The following is a 19,686-nucleotide window of genomic DNA, read 5'->3' on the forward strand; positions in this document are numbered from 1 at the left end:
AAGAGGATCAACTACCTGCTTAAAACAAGCTTAAAGCCTATCCCATACAACCTAAAATCAAAAACCCAGACCGATTGTGAATCTGGAAAGGGTGTTGTGGCTTGTGCAGGCTGAGTTTTTCAGCAGGCCCTAATTGGAGATGGAGTTTGATAAATGCCTGCTAAGGATCATAAAGGGTAATCGCTACACCTGAATAAATAGAACAAGATTTACCTCCCACAGATCTCCTTGTAAGGACAATACCCACATTTCTTCAAATCGTCAGTTTGGTCAAAAGGAACTTCAGGGTTGTAAATATCCTCCAATAATGTAGTTAGTCCCTCTTTGTATTCGACTTGGAATTCTCGGTAATCATTTACTTCAATGCCTGATTTATAAGGCAATTTCAGCTGTAGATACGGATTGAAATCATCTCCAAACATCTCCCGAAGATTGAAGATCGCGGGCTTGAGCGGCAAGGTATTTTCCGGGTTCGTGGCCTGATAGATTAAGCCATAAAACATGGTTTGCATCGCGGCCTTATTTCGGGATTTATGCTCCCGATCGAAGAGCGAGGCCACATCGGGAAAGTTCTTATTGTCCTGACCTGACTTGTAGTCAATCAATCTCACCGAGCCGTTTTGCTCATCTACACGATCAATAATGCCTTTCAAGGAAACTGTTTGAATACCGGAGGCGGTGTTGATTTCCAATCCTGCCGTATATTTTTTCTCTTTCTCCAGTGAGATCAACTTAAATGGAGCCGAAGCCTCATCGACTTTCAAGATCTGGTGCAAGTATTTCTGAAGCACATCCCGCGCGATTGCCATCTGCCCATTCAATTTCGTGTCGGCCTCGCCTTCCAAATGATAAAACTTTCGAATTGCTTGTTCGATCGCCGGAAATGTCCAATTCTTGCTCAATTCCTCAAAATCTGACTTATCGAGCAAGGTTCTATTCTTTCGCTTCGCAAAATCCTGGTATAAAATCTCCATGCTCAGGTGCGCCAAATTCCCAAAAACTGCCGCATCGATTTCCTCACTTACTTCCTGCTTTTCCTGAATATTGGCCAGGTACTGAAGGTAGAATTTCAACCTGCAATCCAAGAAAACACTCAGTGCAGATGGGGAAAAGGAAGTCTCAGAAACTCCATTTTCATTCCTCAAATACTTATCAAGCAAGCCAAGCACTTCGGCACTCTTTTGAATCGTGATGGCTTCAGGAGATTTCTGATCGATGGGAATAAAAACCACTTCTTCCTCCATCTTTCTTCCCAGCTCCACCCCCATTTGCTGCATGTATCGGCTCTTTTCGCCTGCTTTTCCCTGGTCAGAGGCCGTGGTATAAATCATGTGAACTTCCTCCGCACTATGCAAAAGCCGATAGAATGTATAAGCATAGATCGAGTCATTCTGCTCTTGAACCGGCAATCCAAATGCCTTGCGAATATTGAAAGGAATCATTGAATTCAGACCCGCGGATGGCGGAAAACTATCCTCATTCATATTGCAAATGATCACACGTTTGAAGTCCAGATTTCGGGATTCCAACACGCCCATGATCTGCAAACCTTGTAGCGGTTCGCCTTCAAAAGGCAATTTTACCTCTCGGAAAATCTGACGGAAAAGCCGGATAAAAAACTCCCGATTGATGGATAGAATATCCTGTCCCGCAAAAATCTCCCGCAACCTGGTCAATTGCTTGAAACACTGATAAAGATAGGAACGCTGCAAGGGTTCATCCTTCAATCGCTCAGCAAGCGCTTCCATCAGATTAGCCAAGTATGGGAATAGCGAGTCGTTCTCCAGCTTTTGGAAGATCAATTGATAAAATGAACCACCCGCATGAAGCTTTTCTGCCGAAACATGAATCTGGTTCAAACGCTGCATTTCATCCATCAACTCTTCTGCAAAACCTGGATTTTCACTTTTCAAATAGATCGAGCTCAACAGATTTTTGACCGCCGTATGGTAAAAAAGCAACTTACCATCTTCCACTTTGATAAAGCGCTGCATTTCTAACACCGCCTCCAAAAAGGAATAAACAGGCGCATTTTTCACGGGATATCCCATGGTCACGTTCACTTTATTCACTTGCTCAGGCAGGGTGTGCAAGACCGGAAAAAGCATCTGCTCATCAGGCAAAATCACCACAGTTTCTTCCCAAGCTTCTCCAGCCGGAATTTTCTCCAAAATCGACCCAACCAAATTGGCTTGGTTGGTTTTCAAAGGAGTCGCATAGGTCTTAATCCTAGCATTTCGATCGGCTATCTGCGAGGGAATCTCCTCCGGAAAAGTCGGCCCGAATATCTTGTCTTTTTGATAATCTCGAAAAAACAAACCAGCTTCCTGCACTTTATCCTCCAAATAATAGGCGTCAACATCCCAATAGATCTTCGCTCCAAACTGAGTGATGTAATGCTTGATCAAAGCTTCCTCTGTTCCGGTGAATGCATTGAATCCTATGAAGTGATGGGTTTTGTCAGGGCGAGAAAGGATATCCAAAGACTCTGCAACTTTCCGATACAACATCCCTGAGTAAGCCAAGCCAGAAATGGCCAAAGAACCTTGGAAACTTGCATAAAGCGGACTGAGCAGTTGCCAGAACTTCAAAAACTTCTCCTGATGATCTCTATCCTGACGGATAAACGAGGACCAGAATTGCTTAATCAATTCAACTTGACTTTCGGTCAGAAAACTTAAGTCTGACTCCAGTTCCTTGATTTCAGACAGATGATGATAGAGTTTATCCGCATTCGCCATGAATTGATCTACATCATTGAAATCCTTTAGGATCATTTCTCCCCAGAAATAAAATCGATCAAAAGTCTCTGCCTCCGGATTGAGTTCCTGGTATACTCGATACAACTCAAATATCAGGGTCAAATCATCCGCGGGGCGATTTCCAGCCAAATCATAGAAAATCTCCTCAATGGTTTTTACCTCAGGCATCCAAGTCGGGGCTGTAATCAGGCTTCCCAAATGCTGGGTAAAAAATAATCCTGCTCTTCTGTTTGGCAAAACAACCGTGAGCTTTTGCAGATCAACATCACTGTCGAGGATCTCTTTTGCTGTATTTCTTAAAAAACTATGCATGAACCTCCTCAATTAACCCTGTTTCTAAATAACATAAATAGCCTTTGGCTTGCTTCTGCGACAGCTTCGATACCAATTCCATGTATTCTCGGACTTGATTGGCATAGCGACTTTGGGCTTCACCTGTTTTAAAGTCCACAATTAAAGCTTCGGTATCTTTTAGAATAATCCGATCAGGCCGTTTTTGCTTTCCTCCTGGAAGAAGAATGCCCTGCTCCGCTAGAAGAATTCCTGACGTACCGAACCAAGACGCAAAAAGTGGATTTGTAAAAAGGTGATCCAACTGCTTTTCCACCAACTGCTTCTCTTCCTCATTTAACCTTCCATCGAAATAAAATGCTTGCAAATTCTGCATTGCAGCCACTTTATCAGCAGATAACTCTAAGATTTCATGTACGATCAAACCAAACAACTGCTTCTTCCGCTGCTCAATACCTTCTATCGAAAAGTCCACCGCGTACTTTTTTAGCGTCAGCACTTCAGACCAATTTTTATAGGCCCATCGAAGTTCTGGGGACTTAGACGGGATGCTAGTTTTATCTTGATTTTCAGGCCAATCCCCAAATTCAAACACTTTTGACTCTTGGTCATAATAGGAAGGTAGACTCAGTTCTGATGCTGGATCAGTATGCGACTGAATAAATTGCTGCAACTGAATTTCAATCGAATTCTGAGATCCAATTTTCTCTTTATAAGGAATGAAACCAAAAAAGACATCTTCCGCTCGCGTGAGCGCCACGTAAAGCATATTCAAACTGTCTAAATAAGCCATTGTCGCTTCCTCCGTGTAAGTATCGCTGAAGTCAGAGTTCGCCAAATCTGAAGTCAGCGTCAATGGGATAATGGCCGAAAGTCCTTTTTCTCGATCCTCAAAGGGCGACCAGACTACATTTCCCTTACCAATATCGAAGATTGTCCATTTGAGAAAAGGCATTAGAACCACTTTAAATTGTAAGCCTTTCGACTTGTGAATCGTCAGAATCCGCATGGCATTATGCCCTTCGGGAATTTTGACTGTGCGCTTCGTTTGATTGATTTCCCACCATTCGAGGAAGCCACTGAGATCTGCCCGATTATTGGCCGTAAAGTCGTACACAGCCTCTTTAAATCCTGAGATATACGCCTTCTCCAACCCTAGTTCCATCAAACCAAGCACTTTAATCAGCTCCTCCAAAGCCTCCATAAGCGGCAATTGAAGCATCAAAATTTCCTTTTCTTGGAAAGTTTTGACTTGCTCTTTTAAGTATGCAGGCATCTGATCCAGCGCAAAAAGCTCATGATTAATAGGCGAATCCATCAACACCGCCAAATAGTACCACATGGTCTTGTGCTGAACCTTGTCGGCTGGATTGTGCAGGTAATTAAAGCCCGAAACCAAGGCTTTGACCGAAGCTGCTTTGTTCAAGTACATGGATTCGTCCGAAAGCACATCGAAGCGATACCCAGAATCTGGATTTTCCGCTGCATAACTCATCAGACGATCTGCAATGGCCTCGCCCTCTGATTTCCTCCGAACTAGAAAAGCGATATCCTCCAGTTCATAACCGTGATCCTGAAGCTCCATGATAGTTTTAGGAAGTTTTTCCAGAACAATCTCATCGAACTTACCCTCATTTTCGTCATCTTTCGGATCGATGAATTCCAGTTTGACCTTTCCTTTGAATTGGGATTTTTCTTTTTTTGGAGAAATCTTCTGAAAGGAATCTGCATAGGCCTGAGAAAGAATTTGTGGGTTCTCGACCCCGTAAGCTGTACTTAAAACTTGTTCCATTGCCTGCGGCAAAGCTTTGAAAACCGCATTATTGAAATTGATGATGTTTGGAAGACTTCGGAAATTCGTATCCAAATTCTCCAGTTTTATCCAGTCTTTCCCGATTTCTTCCTCAACCTTCGAAAGCAGCAATTTCATCTCTCCTCCACGCCAGCGATAGATCGACTGCTTCACATCACCGACCAATAAATTCGTTTGATTTTGCCCAAGTGAGTTCTCCAGAAGAGGTTTGAAACTCTCCCATTGAAAGCCTGAAGTATCCTGAAACTCATCTATCAGGTAGTTTTTGAATTGATTTCCAACTTTCTCATAGATGAAAGGCGTGTCATTCCCTTTAGTGATTTCTTTTAGAAACTCGTTGGCATCCGAGATGAGAAGTATGTTTTCCTCGTCCTTGATTAGTGTGAGTTCGTCGAGGAGATTCCGGAAAACACCATAGACGTAGCTGTTTTTGGCAATGGCTTGCAGTGTATTCCACTTGCCGGTAAGCGTCACCATTTGGGTTAAAATCAGATTTAATCCGGCGTCATAGGCTGCTAGAATAACATCGATATGTTTACACGTCTTTGTGAACCATGCTTCGGGATTATCTATTTTGGCTAAGGTTGCGGCTGTCAGCTCGGGGATAGGGGCATTGCGATCACCCAGCTTATCAAATAATTTTGGAAAGCCTCTGTTAAAATCCGACCATTCCAGACCGTTGGAAATTCGAATTGCATTCGCTTGCTCACCCAGTTCTTTGGAGAGTTTGACGATTTCGGATTTTCGCTCCCGAGTAAAAGATTGTAGTAAAGTAATATTTTGCTTATCCTTCAGGAACTCCTTGATTTCAGGCGCATATTTTTTAAAATCTTCCTGGAAAATCTGCTGACCAAGACCACGGATGTTCTTTCTGATGTCCCAGGATTTGCCATTTTGGATTTGCTCGTAAGCATAATCCACCAACCATTTGTGCAGGAATTCATCTTCCATCACATGCATCACAACCCGATCTACCACCCGATCCAGCACGGCAGCTTGATCGAGTTCTACCTCAAATTTGGCATTCAAATCTATCTCTCGAGCAAAAGCTCGCACCACTTTTTGGAAAAAACTATCGATCGTGCTGACCGAAAAACGACCATAATCATGGAGAATTGCCGTGAGAGTTTGCTGTGCCAAAAGCTTCAATCCGGACTCATCTACACCTAGCGATCGCATTAATTCCTGATCCATTTTCTCATCTGGATTGACTTCGTTTCGCATTCTTTTCAGCTCCTCCAAAATCCTCTCCTTCATTTCCTGAGTCGCTTTATTGGTAAAGGTGACTGCCAAAATCTGCTTGAAAGCATGAGAAGAACGAAGTGCCAGCTTGAGATATTCCAGCGTCAACGTGTAGGTTTTGCCTGAGCCTGCTGAGGATTTGTAAATGATAAAAGGTTTGTCTGTCATGGTAAAAGTCTAGCCAACTAAGATAGGACTGGCATTTAGATTAGCTACAATTTGAAAAGCACATTGACAAAAAATGTCGGAGAAAAGGCGAATAGAAAATCTGGCTTACTCGGGGATTTCTGAGCAAAAAATCAGCACTTACTTTGAGGCGGGTTTGCTCATGGGACAATAAATCTTCTCAATAAATCTCGAATTCGAGTCCGAATTAAATTGGGTAAAAATTCATATTTTGGTCAAAATTTGATTGAATTATAACTTGATTTGAAAAACTCTTAACCACTGATTTATATGCTAGTTAAATGGTTTTGTTTAACGAGGTAAAAATCACTCAAATCACATCCGAATTTTGATCCATTGGCAGATCAATTCCATCACCTCTTCCCGATCCAAATCATTGATCAACTCATGATATCCGCCAGGAAAAATCCGAATCGCTTTATCTGTTGAAACAGCTTTTTGGAAAAGCAATTCAGATCCTTTAGGATTGGTCAGTCCATCATCAGTACCATGAATTAGCAAAAATGGAAGGGTAAAATCCGAAGCATTTTCTTGGATAAAACGCATCATTTGCAGCAATTCAAAGCCTGTTCTCGCTGGGATAGCATCAGTGTATACTAAGGGATCATTGAGGTATTTTTCCACTTCAGCAGGAATTCTGGATATTTTTTGTGCATCAAGTTGTAATGCTTTCAATCTTGGAAAGTACTTACTCACAAGACTAGAAATTGCAATCAAAAACATGGACGTTCCTTCTGCTGGTTTTATCGCAGGAGAACTCATGATCATACCCGCTGTATCTGGCTTATATTTCAATGCATAGGCTGCAACCATTCCTCCACCCATGCTATGTCCATATAGAAAAGCTGGAACTCCCGGCACGTAGCTTTTCACCTTTCCAAAAAGTGCATCGATGTCTTTGAGGTAATCTTCATAGGATTCAAAGTATGCGTCCGGTTTCCCTTCCGCGGACTTACCATGCCCTCTCCCATCAAAAGTGAAAACCGAAATACTCATTTCATTGAGCTTTTCAACCAAATGCAAATACCGGCTGCTGTGCTCGCCCAAGCCATGAACCAAAAGCATACTCGCTTTTGGGGATTCCGTCATCCAAGCTTGCAAATAAAGCTTCTTGCCATCGTGGGTTTCGTAGGAGGTTTCGAGGTGTTTCATGGAATTAAATTAGGAAAAAGAACCAAAAGTGAATTAATTTCCCACAAAATGCACAGAAATAAACCATCGAACGAAAACCCATGATCTACCGAAACCTTAGATTTTTATTAATTCCACTTTTCCTCTTCAGCTTTGGATCATTCGCTCAAAGCCAAATCGAGCTACTTCAGGACCCGACCTCCCTTTCTGCAGATCGATTAAGTCGATATGACTCCTACCTTCAAAATGAAGTTGACCAAGGCAGGCTTGCCGGTGCAGTGACTTTGATCTATAAAAACGGGGAAAAGGCACACGAGAATACGATTGGATATTCGGATCTTGAATCCAAGTCAAGAATGAAACTGGATCAGATTTTCTTTATCCAATCGATGACTAAGCCGATTATTACTACGGCTTTTATGATGCTTTACGAAGAGGGGTATTTTCAGCTTAGTGATCCACTCTCAAAATATATCCCGGAATTCAAGGATGCGATGGTTGCCAAAGATGCAATGCTTGGAACAGAAGGAGGTTTGGAACCTGTCAAATCACCGATTCGCATCCATCAATTGATGAGTCATACCGCCGGGTTTTCGCATGGCTTGGGCCAAAGCAAAGTTGATAAAGAAGTCATGGAAGGCATCTATTACAAACCTCATACAACTATCGAATCTAGGGTAAAGACTTATGCCACACTTCCGCTATACGGTCAGCCAGGAGAGCAATGGTACTATTCAGCTTCGCCGGATATTTTGGCTCGTTTGATCGAAGTGTTTTCGGGAATGACTGCAGCAGAATTTTTACAAAAGAGACTTTTCGATCCGCTGGGAATGCCAGACACCGGATACAATCTCTCCGAAGAACAAGCCAGCCGCATGGCAACCTTGCATACCTACAACGAAGAAGGCAAACTAATCAAAGCTCCTCGTCAAACTCCAACATCCGGCAATAAAGTCTTTGCAGGCGCAAATGGCTTATTTAGCACCGCTCAGGATTACGCTCGATTTGCGCAAATGATGCTCAATGGCGGTGAATTAGATGGTAAACAATACCTCAGCCCCAAGACGGTTGAGATCATGACTATGGATCAAACAGGCGGAATCTATAAAGCTCCGGGTCAAGGTTTTGGATTTGGTTTTGGGGTGATGATGGATTTGGCTGAGGCAAAATCCTTGGGATCTGTGGGAACTTACTATTGGAGCGGAGCTTATTGCACCTATTTCTTTATTGACCCTAAGGAAAATTTAATTTCGATCCTGATGACCCAAACTGCTCCGTTTAGTGGTTTCTATGAGCAAAAAATGCGTCAAATGGTATATCAGGCGATTGAGTAGATTTAGGAGACAAGAGAGTATCTAGTATCCAGATGTTAGTATCAAGACTCACAGAATCAAGATCTGAGATCCAAGAGACAAGAGAGTATCTAGTAGCTAGATATTAGTATCAAGACTAGCAGAACCAAGATCTGAGAACCAAGAGAGACGAGAGAGTATCTAGTAGCTAGATATGAAGTATCAAGATTCGCAGAACCAAGATCTGAGAACCAAGAAACAAGAGAGTATTTAGTATCCAGATGTTAGTATCAAGACTCACAGAATCAAGATCTGAGAACCAAGAGACAAGAGAGTATCTAGTAGCTAAATGTTAGTATCAAGACTCGCAAAACCTGGAATTAAGTGCTATAGAACTAGCTCAAAGCGTTCGAAATAAAAAAACCACGAAGTGGTTGAACTGTGAATAGCCCCCGGTGGAGCCTGCGGAACCGGGGGTTTTAGGATCAAAGTCCAAATCCCCTCCCGCCAGAATCTATGTGGAAACTGCTAGGTGAGATCGGGAGGATAGAAATGAGTTTTAAGTATCTAGTAGCTAGATATTAGTATCAAGAATCTCAGAAACAAGATCTCAGAACCAAGAGACAAGAGAGTATCTAGTAGCTAAATGTTAGTATCAAGACTCACAAAACCTAGAATTAAGTGCTATAGAACTAGCTCAAAGCATTCTAAATAAAAAAACCACGAAGTGGTTGAACCATGAATAGCCCCCGGTAGAGCTTGCGGAACCGGGGGTTTTAGGATCAAAGTTCAAATCCCCTCCCGCCAGAATCTATGGAGAAACTGCTAGGTGAGATCGGGAGGATAGAAATGAGTTTTAAGTATCTAGTAGCTAGATATTAGTATCAAGACTCACAAAATCAAGATCTGAGAACAAAGAGATAAGAGAGTATCTAGTAGCTAGATATTAGAATCAAGATTCGCAGAACCAAGATTCTCACCAAGAATTAAAATTTTAGAATTAAGAGTTCGCGGGATAAAAAAACCACGAAGTGGTTGAACTGTGAATAGCCCCCGGTGGAGCCTGCGGAACCGGGGGTTTTAGGATCAAAGTCCAAATCCCCTCCCGCCAGAATCTATGTGGAAACTGCTAGGTGAGATCGGGAGGATAGAAATGAGTTTTAAGTATCTAGTAGCTAGATATTAGTATCAAGAATCTCAGAAACAAGATCTCAGAACCAAGAGACAAGAGAGTATCTAGTAGCTAGATGTTAGCATCAAGACTCGCAAAACCTGGAATTAAGTGTTATAGAATTAGCTCAAAGCGTTCGAAATAAAAAAACCACGAAGTGGTTGAACTATGAATAGCCCCCGGTGGAGCTCGCGGAACCGGGGGTTTTAGGATCAAAGTCCAAATCCCCTCCCGCCAGAATCTATGTGGAAACTGCTAGGTGAGATCGGGAGGATAGAAATGAGTTTTAAGTATCTAGTAGCTAGATATTAGTATCAAGACTCGTAGAATCAAGATCTGAAAACCAAGAGATGAGAGAGTAATTAGTATCAAGATGTTAGTATAAAGAATCTCAGAAACAAAACTCACAAAATTAAATTTTAAGAATTAATGATATAGAATCAATCCTGAATCTCCCCTTTAAGCCATAGCTACTTAAATCTTGCCAATTAAGTCTAGCTTCTTACCTCTTCATTCTAATGTCTTGGTTCCTATCCCTAATCTCCCCCGAAAGCCCCGATAGCCATCGGGGGCGCTCTTGGTTCTTGTCTCTTGTCTCTTAATCTTTTTCTTCATAGCTCTTATTTCTTCGCTCTAAAAATCTTGATACTTAAATCTCAATACCAGCTACTCCTTACGGTATCCACTTATTCGCTCCAAAGTTCGGCTTTCGCTTTTCCAAAAATGCATTCCTACCCTCTTTGGCTTCTTCAGTGCCGTAAGCCAAACGTGTGGCTTCTCCAGCAAAAACCTGCTGACCGACCATTCCGTCATCGGTAAGGTTCATCGCAAACTTGAGCATCTTGATGGATGTTGGGGACTTGGCCAAAATCTCCTGAGCCCACTCATAGGCAGTTGACTCGAGTTCAGCGTGTGGGATTACAGCATTCACCATTCCCATTTCATAGGCTTCCTGCGCAGAATAGTTTCTTCCCAAGAAAAAGATCTCTCGCGCTTTTTTCTGACCAACCATTTTCGCCAAATAGGCCGAACCATAACCTCCATCGAAACTGGTTACATCTGCATCCGTCTGTTTAAAAATCGCATGCTCTTCACTCGCAAGTGTCAAATCACAAACCACGTGAAGACTATGCCCTCCTCCTACTGCCCAACCTGGGACGACGGCAATCACCACTTTTGGCATAAAGCGGATCAAGCGCTGAACTTCCAAGATATTCAGTCGGTGATAACCATCCTCTCCCACGTACCCTTGATCGCCTCGAGCCTTTTGGTCACCACCAGAGCAAAAAGCCCAGCCGCCATCCTTTTGGGAAGGTCCTTCGCCTGTAAGCAGAATCACCCCAATCGAAGTGTCTTCTTGCGCATCATAGAATGCATCATAGAGTTCTGACGTGGTTTTTGGACGAAAAGCATTTCTGATTTCTGGTCGATTGAAAGCTATTCGAGCAACTCCGTTACATTTTTTATAAGTGATATCTTCGTATTCCTTGGCAGTTATCCAGTTCATATCTTTCGATTTGCGTAAAAATCTAATTCTTTTGCAAGATAACAGGCTTCCATGAATTTTGAAGTCAGGATGTTTACCTTCGAAAAAAGCACCATTACAAACTCAACGCATGTTTCAACTCACCTTCGGTAATTATACCTTTCAGAAAAAAGAAGATTTTGAGTTTGAAAACGGTGATTTTCCAGACTTTGCAATAGCTGCCATACGATTTTGCCATGAATGGCTTTCGGGAGAAAATATCTTTGTACAACAAACTTCTGGCTCTACTGGTGTTCCAAAAAAAATCGAGATCTCTAGGGTTCAGATGATCGCTAGCGCAAAAGCAACGCAGGCTTTTTTCAAAACCAATCAAAATACGAGCTTGCTTTGTTGCCTCGACCCAAGTTACATCGCTGGCAAAATGATGCTTGTCAGAGCAATCGTCTGGAATAGCCCGATTCAGATCACTCAACCTAAATCAAACCCGCTTGTGGAGATTACAACTGTTCCAGATTTTCTGGCGCTTGTGCCGATACAAGTTGAAGCTAGTCTTCAGGATAAATCAGCGCTTGAGAAATTGAAAGGTATCCAGCATTTGATTATCGGCGGGGCTCCTCTCAGTTCAGCTTTAAAACAACAACTCGTTCTCAGTGGCATCAATGCTTATCAAACCTATGGCATGACCGAGACAGTTTCTCATATCGCTCTAGCTAAAATCGAATCTGGTGAATTGGTGTATAAAATTCTTTCTGAGACTGAATTTGGCCTGGATGAGCGAGGAGCGATTTGGGTGAAATCAGCTGCAAGTAACCATGAAGTTCTGCAAACCAATGATTTGGTTGAATTGATCGATAGAAATTCCTTTCGTTGGCTGGGTAGAGCTGACTTTGTCATCAACTCAGGTGGTTTGAAACTTCACCCAGAATTGTTGGAAGCCAAAGCAGAACATACCGTTCACAGTTTTTTTCCTTCCTCAGCATTTTTCTTTTTTGGCAAAAAAGATGAGGAACTTGGTGAGAAATTATGCTTGGCCATTGAATCAAAAGATTCAAATAAGGAAAAGGTAAATAAGCTTCTTGAAACACTGAAAATAGAGTTGGCTCGATTTGAAGCTCCAAAAAAAATTTTCATAGTTTCAGAGTTTAAAAAAACAAGTACAGGAAAAATAAGTAGGTCAAAAACCATCGAAAAGCTATGAATATAATATTTCTAAGCCTCCTATTTTTTATCACTATCTCCAAATCTCAAAATGATTCGGGCTCAATAGAGCTGGTCATTTCAGAAATTACCTCTGATGATGGAGTGATCCAGATTCTAATTTTCAGTCAAAAAAAAGGCTGGCCCGAATCACCAAATGATGCTTGGAAGATGCTAACTCTTCCAATAGAAAATGGAATTGCTAAGAAGACAATTACTAATGTTCCTGCTGGAAACTACGCAATCACGGTATTTCATGATCATGATGAGAACGGAGAAATCAGAAAGAATAAGGTAGGATATCCGTTGAATGACTTTGGCTTTTCCAACAATCCAGGCTTGATTTTTGGAGCTCCCTCTTTTGAAAAATGCAGTAAAAAAGTAAACCCTGGCAAGCCCACTCGTTTCGAAATTGAATTGCGCTAAGAAATTTTGAGGTAAAAGGCCTACTTTTGCAGCAATGAAAAAGAGTAACGACCACACGAGCGGAATCGTAATTGAATTCGATTCAGGAATTACCCCACCACCTTATAGTCATGTATATAGACTTTCGCTAGACTGGAGCGGTTCAGAGATGATTACAGAATTGGAACTGCATTATACCGACAGAGAGGATTTGACAGAAGATGAAATGTTCGATGAAGGATTTACAGCAAATGATGATTTTAGCTTCAAAGGAACCCTAGATTCGGTTTGGAAAAAGGTAGTATCCATAGAATTCGAAAAAGTTAAGTGGAGCGGCAGGCAACTGGAAGAAGGCGGACTTACGCTTTCAGAGTTAGAAGATGGTAAGACTGGCTCTGCGAAAGTCCCAGCAGATCAAGAAGGCTGGCAAATGCTTGCTCAGGATGTGATTCAGGCAATTTACGAGACCTCAAAAAAGGAAGCTCCACTAACGGTGAATTTCCGTCAGGTCACAAATGAGGAAAGCGTGGATTGCTCAATTACTATGAATTTCTCGAATCGTGAAGCCCTTTTCACTTCAAAAAACGAATCAAGAACTATCAATTGGGAATATGCCGTTCAACTTTTAAAATTGGTCTTCTCCCCAGACTACAATTATGACATTGCCAAGGAAACCGCAGGAGCTAAGCGCGGTGAATACATCGAATGTGGAGATGGCTATTGGCATGAGCTGGGAAAGGGAGTGGTCAACGTTGACAGCTCTTTTGATGCAGTAGGAAAGATTAAAGATGGATTTAAAAACTTGATTGGAGAATAAAAATATCCCTTCGTATTGCATTAAAGAACCTGATTCGCTTAACTTTAAGTAGATCGAATCAGGTTTTTTTATGGAAAAGAATAAAATTTTTCTCAGCCACAGACACTCAGACACCCAAAGTGATTGTCATAGAATACGGGAAACTTTAGAAGAAGAGTTCGGGGAAGATGCTGTTTTCTTAGACATAGAGAATCTTGAACCGGGAATTCGGTTTGCAGATGCGATTGACAAAGCTCTGACAGAGAGCAAAGTCGTTTTGGTAGCTATCGGACCAGATTGGTTTGGTGATGCAGATGAAAATGGTGTTGCCCGGTTGTTCCAAAAAAATGATTGGGTAAGAAGGGAAGTTGGAGCAGCATTGGCTCGGTCTGATACGCGAGTGATTCCTCTATTACTAAAAGGAGCGACTAGACCTACAGCAGATAAATTACCTGACGATCTGGTAGATTTGGCAGATCTACAAACTTTCGAAATTTCCATCACACGATGGAAGTACGATTTGGGAGTGTTGGTAGAAGCATTGGCAAAACTTATTCCTAGAAAAAAGAAACCAATAAATCCTACTCCTCCAAGGCCTACTCCAGTTTCAAAGCCTCAGAAAAGCTGGTGGGCAAAAAATTATTTATGGGTGCTTGGAGTTTTTGTAGTCCTAATGATTGTGGTTATTAGCAGTGAAGATTTTCAAAATGGCTATCAGGAAGGGCTTAATGGTTCAAATACTATTTATGATGACCCAATCGATAACAGTGGTGCGCAAGTGGATAATGAGCTTAGCCAAGCCGAAATCACTCAACTAAGAGAAGATAGTCCTGCAGGAAATGAGATCTCAGAAAATTTTCAACTTGAAAATGAACAAGTTACACCTCCAGCTGCTCAAGCTGGTTTTGATTACTCAGGCAAATGGTGGTTATGGGAAGATGGAATTAGATCTGGTTTCATACTGATCAATCAAAATGGATCATATTTTACTTTTGAGTACTACTATTTGAATGAAAAAGTAGGTCAGGGAACTGGAGAATATGATGGCACTTATCTTTACTCTACTTTATTTGTCATAAATGATCAAAGCCTATATAGCTTTTCATTTGGATCAAATACCGGAGGCGAGAGTTGGGTGGGTCAGACACAGGCTATCGGCGTCATAAGTGCTGCTGAGTTGCGAAAGGATTAACTCTTCAGCGTCCTCAGGTCAGCTCGGATATCTGAGATCATTTCCCCTAGATCCTCTAAGGTCAGAGGTTTTTTCTTATCACCTGGATTTGGGAAATCAGTACTTATAAAAGCTTTGGCCTCCCACACTTCCACCACATCATCACCTTTTACCTCATAGGGTTTGTACTGCTCATTGTCAGAAACCAAAAATAGTTTACCGTTATCGCTGAGGTAATTAAAAACCCGCTTGTAAACCACCCCTTCTGTCTCAGTCACGAGGACGTAAGTTTTGCCACTTTTGATATCGGTCAATTGACCCACATAAGCACCAATCACAATTGTACCCGAAGTCAGAGGAAGCATGGAATCTCCTGCCAGCTCAAACGCACGGTAAGTGGCTTGCTTAGAAAGTGTGGGAATCTGGAATTGTGGAAGGCTCTCCATGTATTCCGTGTCAGCAAATCCGTTCAGGTAACCAGCTGAAGCCTTCTGCCCTACCAACGTAATATTCTCCTTTTCATCTGGGTCACAGGCAATCGTAAGAATATTGATTCCTCTTTTCTGGGTTGCCTTTCTACCATTGCCTTCGATGTCATGGTTCAAAAGCTCCTCCATCCCTATGTCAAGCGAATCACAAAGCTTCCCAAGTGTCAGAAGCTTTGGCTCAGACCTCCCATCTTCATAAGCCGAGATCATCGTACGTTGTACATCCAATTGATCTGCCAGATCATTTTGAGTTATTCCTTTTTGCTTTCGCAAAAAGCGAAGGTTGGAAGCAAGATGTTTCATGCTGAGTATAAGTAAAAGTTGTGATCTTCGGGAGTGGCAGGAATAGGGAAAAATGAATTCATATTCAAAGAAGTATTCCTTCTTCTCTCCATTCGCTGTTTGATTTCATCAATTATTTCACCGACGGGCTTGGGACCATTTACCAAAAGGTAGCCATACTGTGGCTTTGTCTCGTCTTCGATGAAAAATTTAACCTGGCAATTACCTGATGCCAAGGTTTTTGTCGTAATGCTGATCTTTTCCTGAATTTCCATAACTGATTGTTTTAACTTCAGCTAAGATAGAAATGTTGTTTTTATAAACATGCATATGTTATAAAAACAGACATAATTTTTACGACGTAAATTGTCAGTGAACTTTTTGAGTTAGCGATGGTTAACTAAGTAGGTGATCTAGATATAGGAATTTGAATTCTAAATATCGTTCTAATTGAATTACACAGTTCAATTCAACATTTGACCGCTTAGCTAATTATCCCTCCCAATAAGGACTTTTAGTGTGTTACTTTGTATGTAACAGCAAAGTTTAAGCTAAACATCGCATTAGCAAACGCCCTGTCGAGGAATCCATAGTTCAGAAATCCCTATTAAGCCAACTACAATGAAAAGCTGCCTTTACCTATTTATTGCCTTTATGGTGATATCTCAAGTTTCTGCTCAAACTTATTCTGTAAAGGGAAGAGTAAAGCAAACTGGAACAGGGGCCACCATTCCTAATGCTACCATATTGCTTCAAAGTCTGCCAGATTCGATTCAGGTTGGCGGAATGATCTCTGACTTGGACGGCGAATTTGAAATAACTAACATCAAAGAAGGTGAATATCTGTTGAAAGTGCAGTACCTGGGTTTCGAAAACCTTTTCAGAGCAATCAATGTCAATAAAGACCTTGAACTTGGTACTTTATCATTAAGCGAACAGGCAACGGCACTTGACGAGGTGACCATTAGCGCCAGAAGAGCACAGGGAGAGCAGAAAGGCGATACCACTTTATATAATGCAGATGCTTTCAAAACTATGAAAGACGCAAGCGCGCAGTCACTCGTCGAGAAACTACCCGGAATAGTCTCTCAGGACGGAGCCCTTCAAGCCCAAGGAGAAAATATTGCTCAAATTCTGGTGGATGGCAAACCGTTTTTCGGAGGAGATATTCAGACGGCTCTGCAAAACCTCCCTGCGGAAGTTATTCAGGGCATTGAAATATTTGATCAAAAAAGTGATAAGGCACTACTGAGCGGATTTGATGATGGTGAACGAATGAAGACAATCAACATCATCACCAAACCAGACAAAAGGAAAGGGCAGTTTGGAAAGGCCACGGCAGGTTATGGGACCGATGATCGCTATCTGGCTGGAGCCAGCATCAACTCTTTCAACGAAGACCGTCGCATTACATTCACAGGACTTAGCAATAACATCAACGTCCTGGATTATTCCAGTGACCCCAATGCCCAAAGCAACAATCGTCCTCAAAACGGTATCATCACCACTAATATTCTTGGTCTGAATTATTCAGATAATTGGGGTGAAAAAATAAAAATAAGCGGGAGTTATCTCTACAACAATCGAAAAAACTTGGGGATTTCTTCAATGGTACGCGAATATGTTACGGGTTCAGAATCAGACCAAACTTATACAGAAGAAAGTATCGATGAAAGCACTGTTCAGGATCATAATTTCGACATGAGATTTGAATATAATATCGACGAGAAAAACAGGATCCTTTACCGGCCTAGGTTCTCTGCTTCTTTTATTAAGCAAAATTCAAGTTTCTTTGGCCAGACCGTAAATAATGCCGGACCTCTTAACCAGACTGAAAATTTTAGAACCGAAGACAATTACGAATTTGATATTAACAACAGCTTGTACTACAGTCACCAGTTTGACAAAGCTGGTAGAAGCTTGACAATAGATGTAAGAACGGGAAACCACAAAGATGAAGATGACGCATTACGTAATGCCCAAAACATCTATTTCCAGCCCGTAGAGCGTGTTGAGCTACTCAATCAGCAAATAACTCGTGACAGGACAGGGCTTGATTGGGAAACTGGCTTTTCCTATACTGAAGCAATTGGCAAAAATGGCCAAATGGAACTCGAATACGAAATTGGAAATAGAATAAACGACTCCGATCAATTAACATTTGATATACTTAACGAGGAAATGCAAGACCCTAATCTCGCTCTCGACACTGCACTAAGTAATTCATTTGAGAGCAAATACCTCAGACAAGAAGTAGAACTGGGATATCAATATAAACTTGAAAAACTGAAATTTCAGGCGGAATTAGAATATCAAAACGCAACACTTAAAAATGAGCAGTTTTTCCCTGCAATGGGGTCTCTGGACAGAACATTCAAAAGCTTCATGCCTACGGTTAGATTTGATTATGAATTCTCTGACAATACCAATATTGAATTGGATTATGATACTGATGTAGACGCACCTTCAGTAGGTCAGTTACAAAACGTAATTGACAACACCAATCCACTACAATTGAGGACAGGAAATCCTGTTTTGGACCAATCCTATACCAACAGGATGAGACTACGTTTCAGAAGCAATAACCCTGAAAATGATCGTTCATGGTTTGTTTTTGCCCAATACAGGTTGACAAAAGATGCTGTTTCAAACAGTACATTTACAGCTCAGGAGGCCACAGAGCTACCAGGAGGCATAATACTGGAAGAAGGTTCCCAACTTTTCAGTCAAGTCAATTTGGATGGGTACAGGGATTTTCGCTCATGGGTCAGTTATGGAATACCCCTTGGTTTTATTAAATCCAATTTTAACATCAATGGCGGATTTAGCAACACCAAGAGACCAAGTCAGGTAAATGATCAATTGAGCTTCAATAACTCATCTAGGCTGAATACCGGAATTTCACTAAGCAGCAATATTTCCGACCAAATTGACTTCAATATATCCACCCGTGCCTCATTCAATAATGTCGAAAACACACTTAATTCAAACCTTAATAATAACTATTTCAATCAAAGATCAAGATTGAATTTAAGTTGGATAATCTGGGAAGGATTCGTATACAGACTGGATGTAAACCATCAGCTCAATACCGGGCTTTCGGAGGGATTTGATGCCAATGTGCTATTGATGAATATGAGTATAGGTAAAAAAGTATTCGGTAATCAGCGAGGAGAGATCTCGTTGAATGTGTATGATTTGCTTGGGCAAAACAGAAGTGTCTATAGAAATGTCACGGATGCGTATGTAGAAGATGGGCAAAACAACGTGATGCAGCGCTATTTCATGCTTTCCTTCTCTTACAATATCCGACACTTCAACAAAGGGACAAATATGGATGACTATAACGAAATCTATAATTAATAAAAATGGCTGAAGAACAATTCATCAGCCATTTTTTTTTAATCTAAAAGAGTCTCGCATTCTGCTATGCAATGGCGGCAAGCTTCTGCACATTTTTTGCAACTTTCGTGCTCATGCTTTTCGCATTCATTAGCGCAATTGTAGCAGGCATCCATACACTGTTGCATAGTGATGGCCATATCCAACGAATTACTTTTAGATGCTGCTATACAATCTTTGCAAGCATCAATGCATCTTTCACAGAATTTAATGCAGTCCTGCATTCCAGGTCGGTTAATGCATGATTCGATACAAGTGCTACATGCTTCGATACAACGTTCGCATGCCACAACACAGTTATTTTTGATCATTGCTTCTGAGCTCATAAGAATAAATTTTTGGTTGGAAATAATGGGTCACATTATCTGCTTAAAAGATTCAATCAATTTGATAAAATCTGTGATTTAATGTGAATCAATTAGTTAATACTTAAATCATAAATCAAAAAACCTGCCACTGACAAAATCCACCCTTGACAGTACCATGTTAATTCCATCAGAAAAACCCCCACTGAAAATCAATTGTTTATGAGGTATAAAACTCACAAACTGTGTATGTCAGAAACATATAA

At 41.3% G+C, this 19,686-nt stretch carries 12 protein-coding genes; 6 read left to right on the forward strand and 6 right to left on the reverse strand.

Annotated features, from left to right (window positions below):
• Window positions 1–209: 209 nt before the first annotated feature.
• From BVH04_RS17435 to BVH04_RS17445, 3 genes are all read right to left on the reverse strand, one after another.
• Window positions 210–3,074 carry a PD-(D/E)XK nuclease family protein gene (locus BVH04_RS17435; protein ID WP_086542756.1) on the reverse strand — a complete coding sequence of 955 codons (2,865 nt, stop codon included), beginning with the start codon at window positions 3,072–3,074 and terminating at the stop codon, window positions 210–212.
• Window positions 3,067–6,276 carry a UvrD-helicase domain-containing protein gene (locus tag BVH04_RS17440; RefSeq protein ID WP_086542757.1) on the reverse strand — a complete coding sequence of 1,070 codons (3,210 nt, stop codon included), beginning with the start codon at window positions 6,274–6,276 and terminating at the stop codon, window positions 3,067–3,069. Before BVH04_RS17440 ends, BVH04_RS17435 begins: the two co-directional genes overlap by 8 nt.
• A gap of 333 nt (window positions 6,277–6,609) precedes the next feature.
• Window positions 6,610–7,446, reverse strand: a complete 837-nt coding sequence (locus BVH04_RS17445; RefSeq protein ID WP_086542758.1) for an alpha/beta hydrolase — start codon at window positions 7,444–7,446, stop codon at window positions 6,610–6,612.
• Window positions 7,447–7,526: 80 nt separating this feature from the next.
• Here BVH04_RS17445 and BVH04_RS17450 point away from each other — a divergent pair, with 80 nt between their 5' ends.
• Window positions 7,527–8,759: a serine hydrolase domain-containing protein gene (locus BVH04_RS17450; protein WP_086542759.1), complete on the forward strand. Its 1,233-nt coding sequence runs from the start codon at window positions 7,527–7,529 to the stop codon at window positions 8,757–8,759.
• Window positions 8,760–10,561: 1,802 nt separating this feature from the next.
• On the opposite strand, the gene BVH04_RS17455 is transcribed toward BVH04_RS17450, so the two are convergent.
• Window positions 10,562–11,395, reverse strand: a complete 834-nt coding sequence (locus BVH04_RS17455; protein WP_086542760.1) for a 1,4-dihydroxy-2-naphthoyl-CoA synthase — start codon at window positions 11,393–11,395, stop codon at window positions 10,562–10,564.
• 109 nt (window positions 11,396–11,504) lie between these two features.
• Here BVH04_RS17455 and BVH04_RS17460 point away from each other — a divergent pair, with 109 nt between their 5' ends.
• From BVH04_RS17460 to BVH04_RS17475, 4 genes are all read left to right on the forward strand, one after another.
• Complete coding sequence (locus tag BVH04_RS17460) at window positions 11,505–12,572, forward strand: AMP-binding protein (RefSeq protein WP_086542761.1); 1,068 nt, start codon at window positions 11,505–11,507, stop codon at window positions 12,570–12,572.
• Window positions 12,569–12,997, forward strand: coding sequence for a DUF2141 domain-containing protein (locus BVH04_RS17465; RefSeq protein ID WP_086542762.1), 429 nt, complete (start codon window positions 12,569–12,571; stop codon window positions 12,995–12,997). The genes BVH04_RS17460 and BVH04_RS17465 overlap by 4 nt, the downstream gene beginning before the upstream one ends.
• A 34-nt stretch (window positions 12,998–13,031) precedes the next feature.
• Complete coding sequence (locus BVH04_RS17470; RefSeq protein WP_086542763.1) at window positions 13,032–13,793, forward strand: hypothetical protein; 762 nt, start codon at window positions 13,032–13,034, stop codon at window positions 13,791–13,793.
• Window positions 13,794–13,863: 70 nt separating this feature from the next.
• Window positions 13,864–14,964, forward strand: coding sequence for a toll/interleukin-1 receptor domain-containing protein (locus tag BVH04_RS17475; protein WP_086542764.1), 1,101 nt, complete (start codon window positions 13,864–13,866; stop codon window positions 14,962–14,964).
• Here BVH04_RS17475 and BVH04_RS17480 read toward each other — a convergent pair.
• Together BVH04_RS17480 and BVH04_RS17485 are read right to left on the reverse strand one after the other, a co-directional pair.
• The gene (locus tag BVH04_RS17480; RefSeq protein WP_086542765.1) at window positions 14,961–15,734 is read right to left on the reverse strand and encodes an XRE family transcriptional regulator; all 774 of its coding nucleotides are present in this window, start codon (window positions 15,732–15,734) and stop codon (window positions 14,961–14,963) included. The genes BVH04_RS17475 and BVH04_RS17480 overlap by 4 nt on opposite strands.
• A complete protein-coding gene (locus BVH04_RS17485; RefSeq protein WP_086542766.1) occupies window positions 15,731–15,988 on the reverse strand; it encodes a hypothetical protein in 258 nt (85 codons plus the stop codon). The genes BVH04_RS17480 and BVH04_RS17485 overlap by 4 nt, the downstream gene beginning before the upstream one ends.
• Window positions 15,989–16,334: 346 nt before the next feature.
• On the opposite strand from BVH04_RS17485, the gene BVH04_RS17490 reads away from it, so the two are divergent.
• Window positions 16,335–19,076 (forward strand): TonB-dependent receptor, encoded by a 2,742-nt coding sequence (locus BVH04_RS17490; RefSeq protein WP_086542767.1) that lies wholly within the window; start codon window positions 16,335–16,337, stop codon window positions 19,074–19,076.
• The last annotated feature ends 610 nt before the right edge of the window (window positions 19,077–19,686 follow it).

Origin of the sequence: Algoriphagus antarcticus, assembly GCF_002150685.1 — a bacterium.
Classification (GTDB): Bacteria; Bacteroidota; Bacteroidia; order Cytophagales; family Cyclobacteriaceae; genus Algoriphagus; species Algoriphagus antarcticus.

Coding starts and splice junctions, on each gene's coding strand:
- BVH04_RS17455 (WP_086542760.1), bottom strand. CDS start 11,395: ATGAACTGGATAACTGCCAAGGAATACGAAGATATCACTTATAAAAAA.
- BVH04_RS17480 (WP_086542765.1), bottom strand. CDS start 15,734: ATGAAACATCTTGCTTCCAACCTTCGCTTTTTGCGAAAGCAAAAAGGA.
- BVH04_RS17490 (WP_086542767.1), top strand. CDS start 16,335: ATGAAAAGCTGCCTTTACCTATTTATTGCCTTTATGGTGATATCTCAA.
- BVH04_RS17465 (WP_086542762.1), top strand. CDS start 12,569: ATGAATATAATATTTCTAAGCCTCCTATTTTTTATCACTATCTCCAAA.
- BVH04_RS17470 (WP_086542763.1), top strand. CDS start 13,032: ATGAAAAAGAGTAACGACCACACGAGCGGAATCGTAATTGAATTCGAT.
- BVH04_RS17440 (WP_086542757.1), bottom strand. CDS start 6,276: ATGACAGACAAACCTTTTATCATTTACAAATCCTCAGCAGGCTCAGGC.
- BVH04_RS17460 (WP_086542761.1), top strand. CDS start 11,505: ATGTTTCAACTCACCTTCGGTAATTATACCTTTCAGAAAAAAGAAGAT.
- BVH04_RS17450 (WP_086542759.1), top strand. CDS start 7,527: ATGATCTACCGAAACCTTAGATTTTTATTAATTCCACTTTTCCTCTTC.
- BVH04_RS17435 (WP_086542756.1), bottom strand. CDS start 3,074: ATGCATAGTTTTTTAAGAAATACAGCAAAAGAGATCCTCGACAGTGAT.
- BVH04_RS17475 (WP_086542764.1), top strand. CDS start 13,864: ATGGAAAAGAATAAAATTTTTCTCAGCCACAGACACTCAGACACCCAA.
- BVH04_RS17445 (WP_086542758.1), bottom strand. CDS start 7,446: ATGAAACACCTCGAAACCTCCTACGAAACCCACGATGGCAAGAAGCTT.
- BVH04_RS17485 (WP_086542766.1), bottom strand. CDS start 15,988: ATGGAAATTCAGGAAAAGATCAGCATTACGACAAAAACCTTGGCATCA.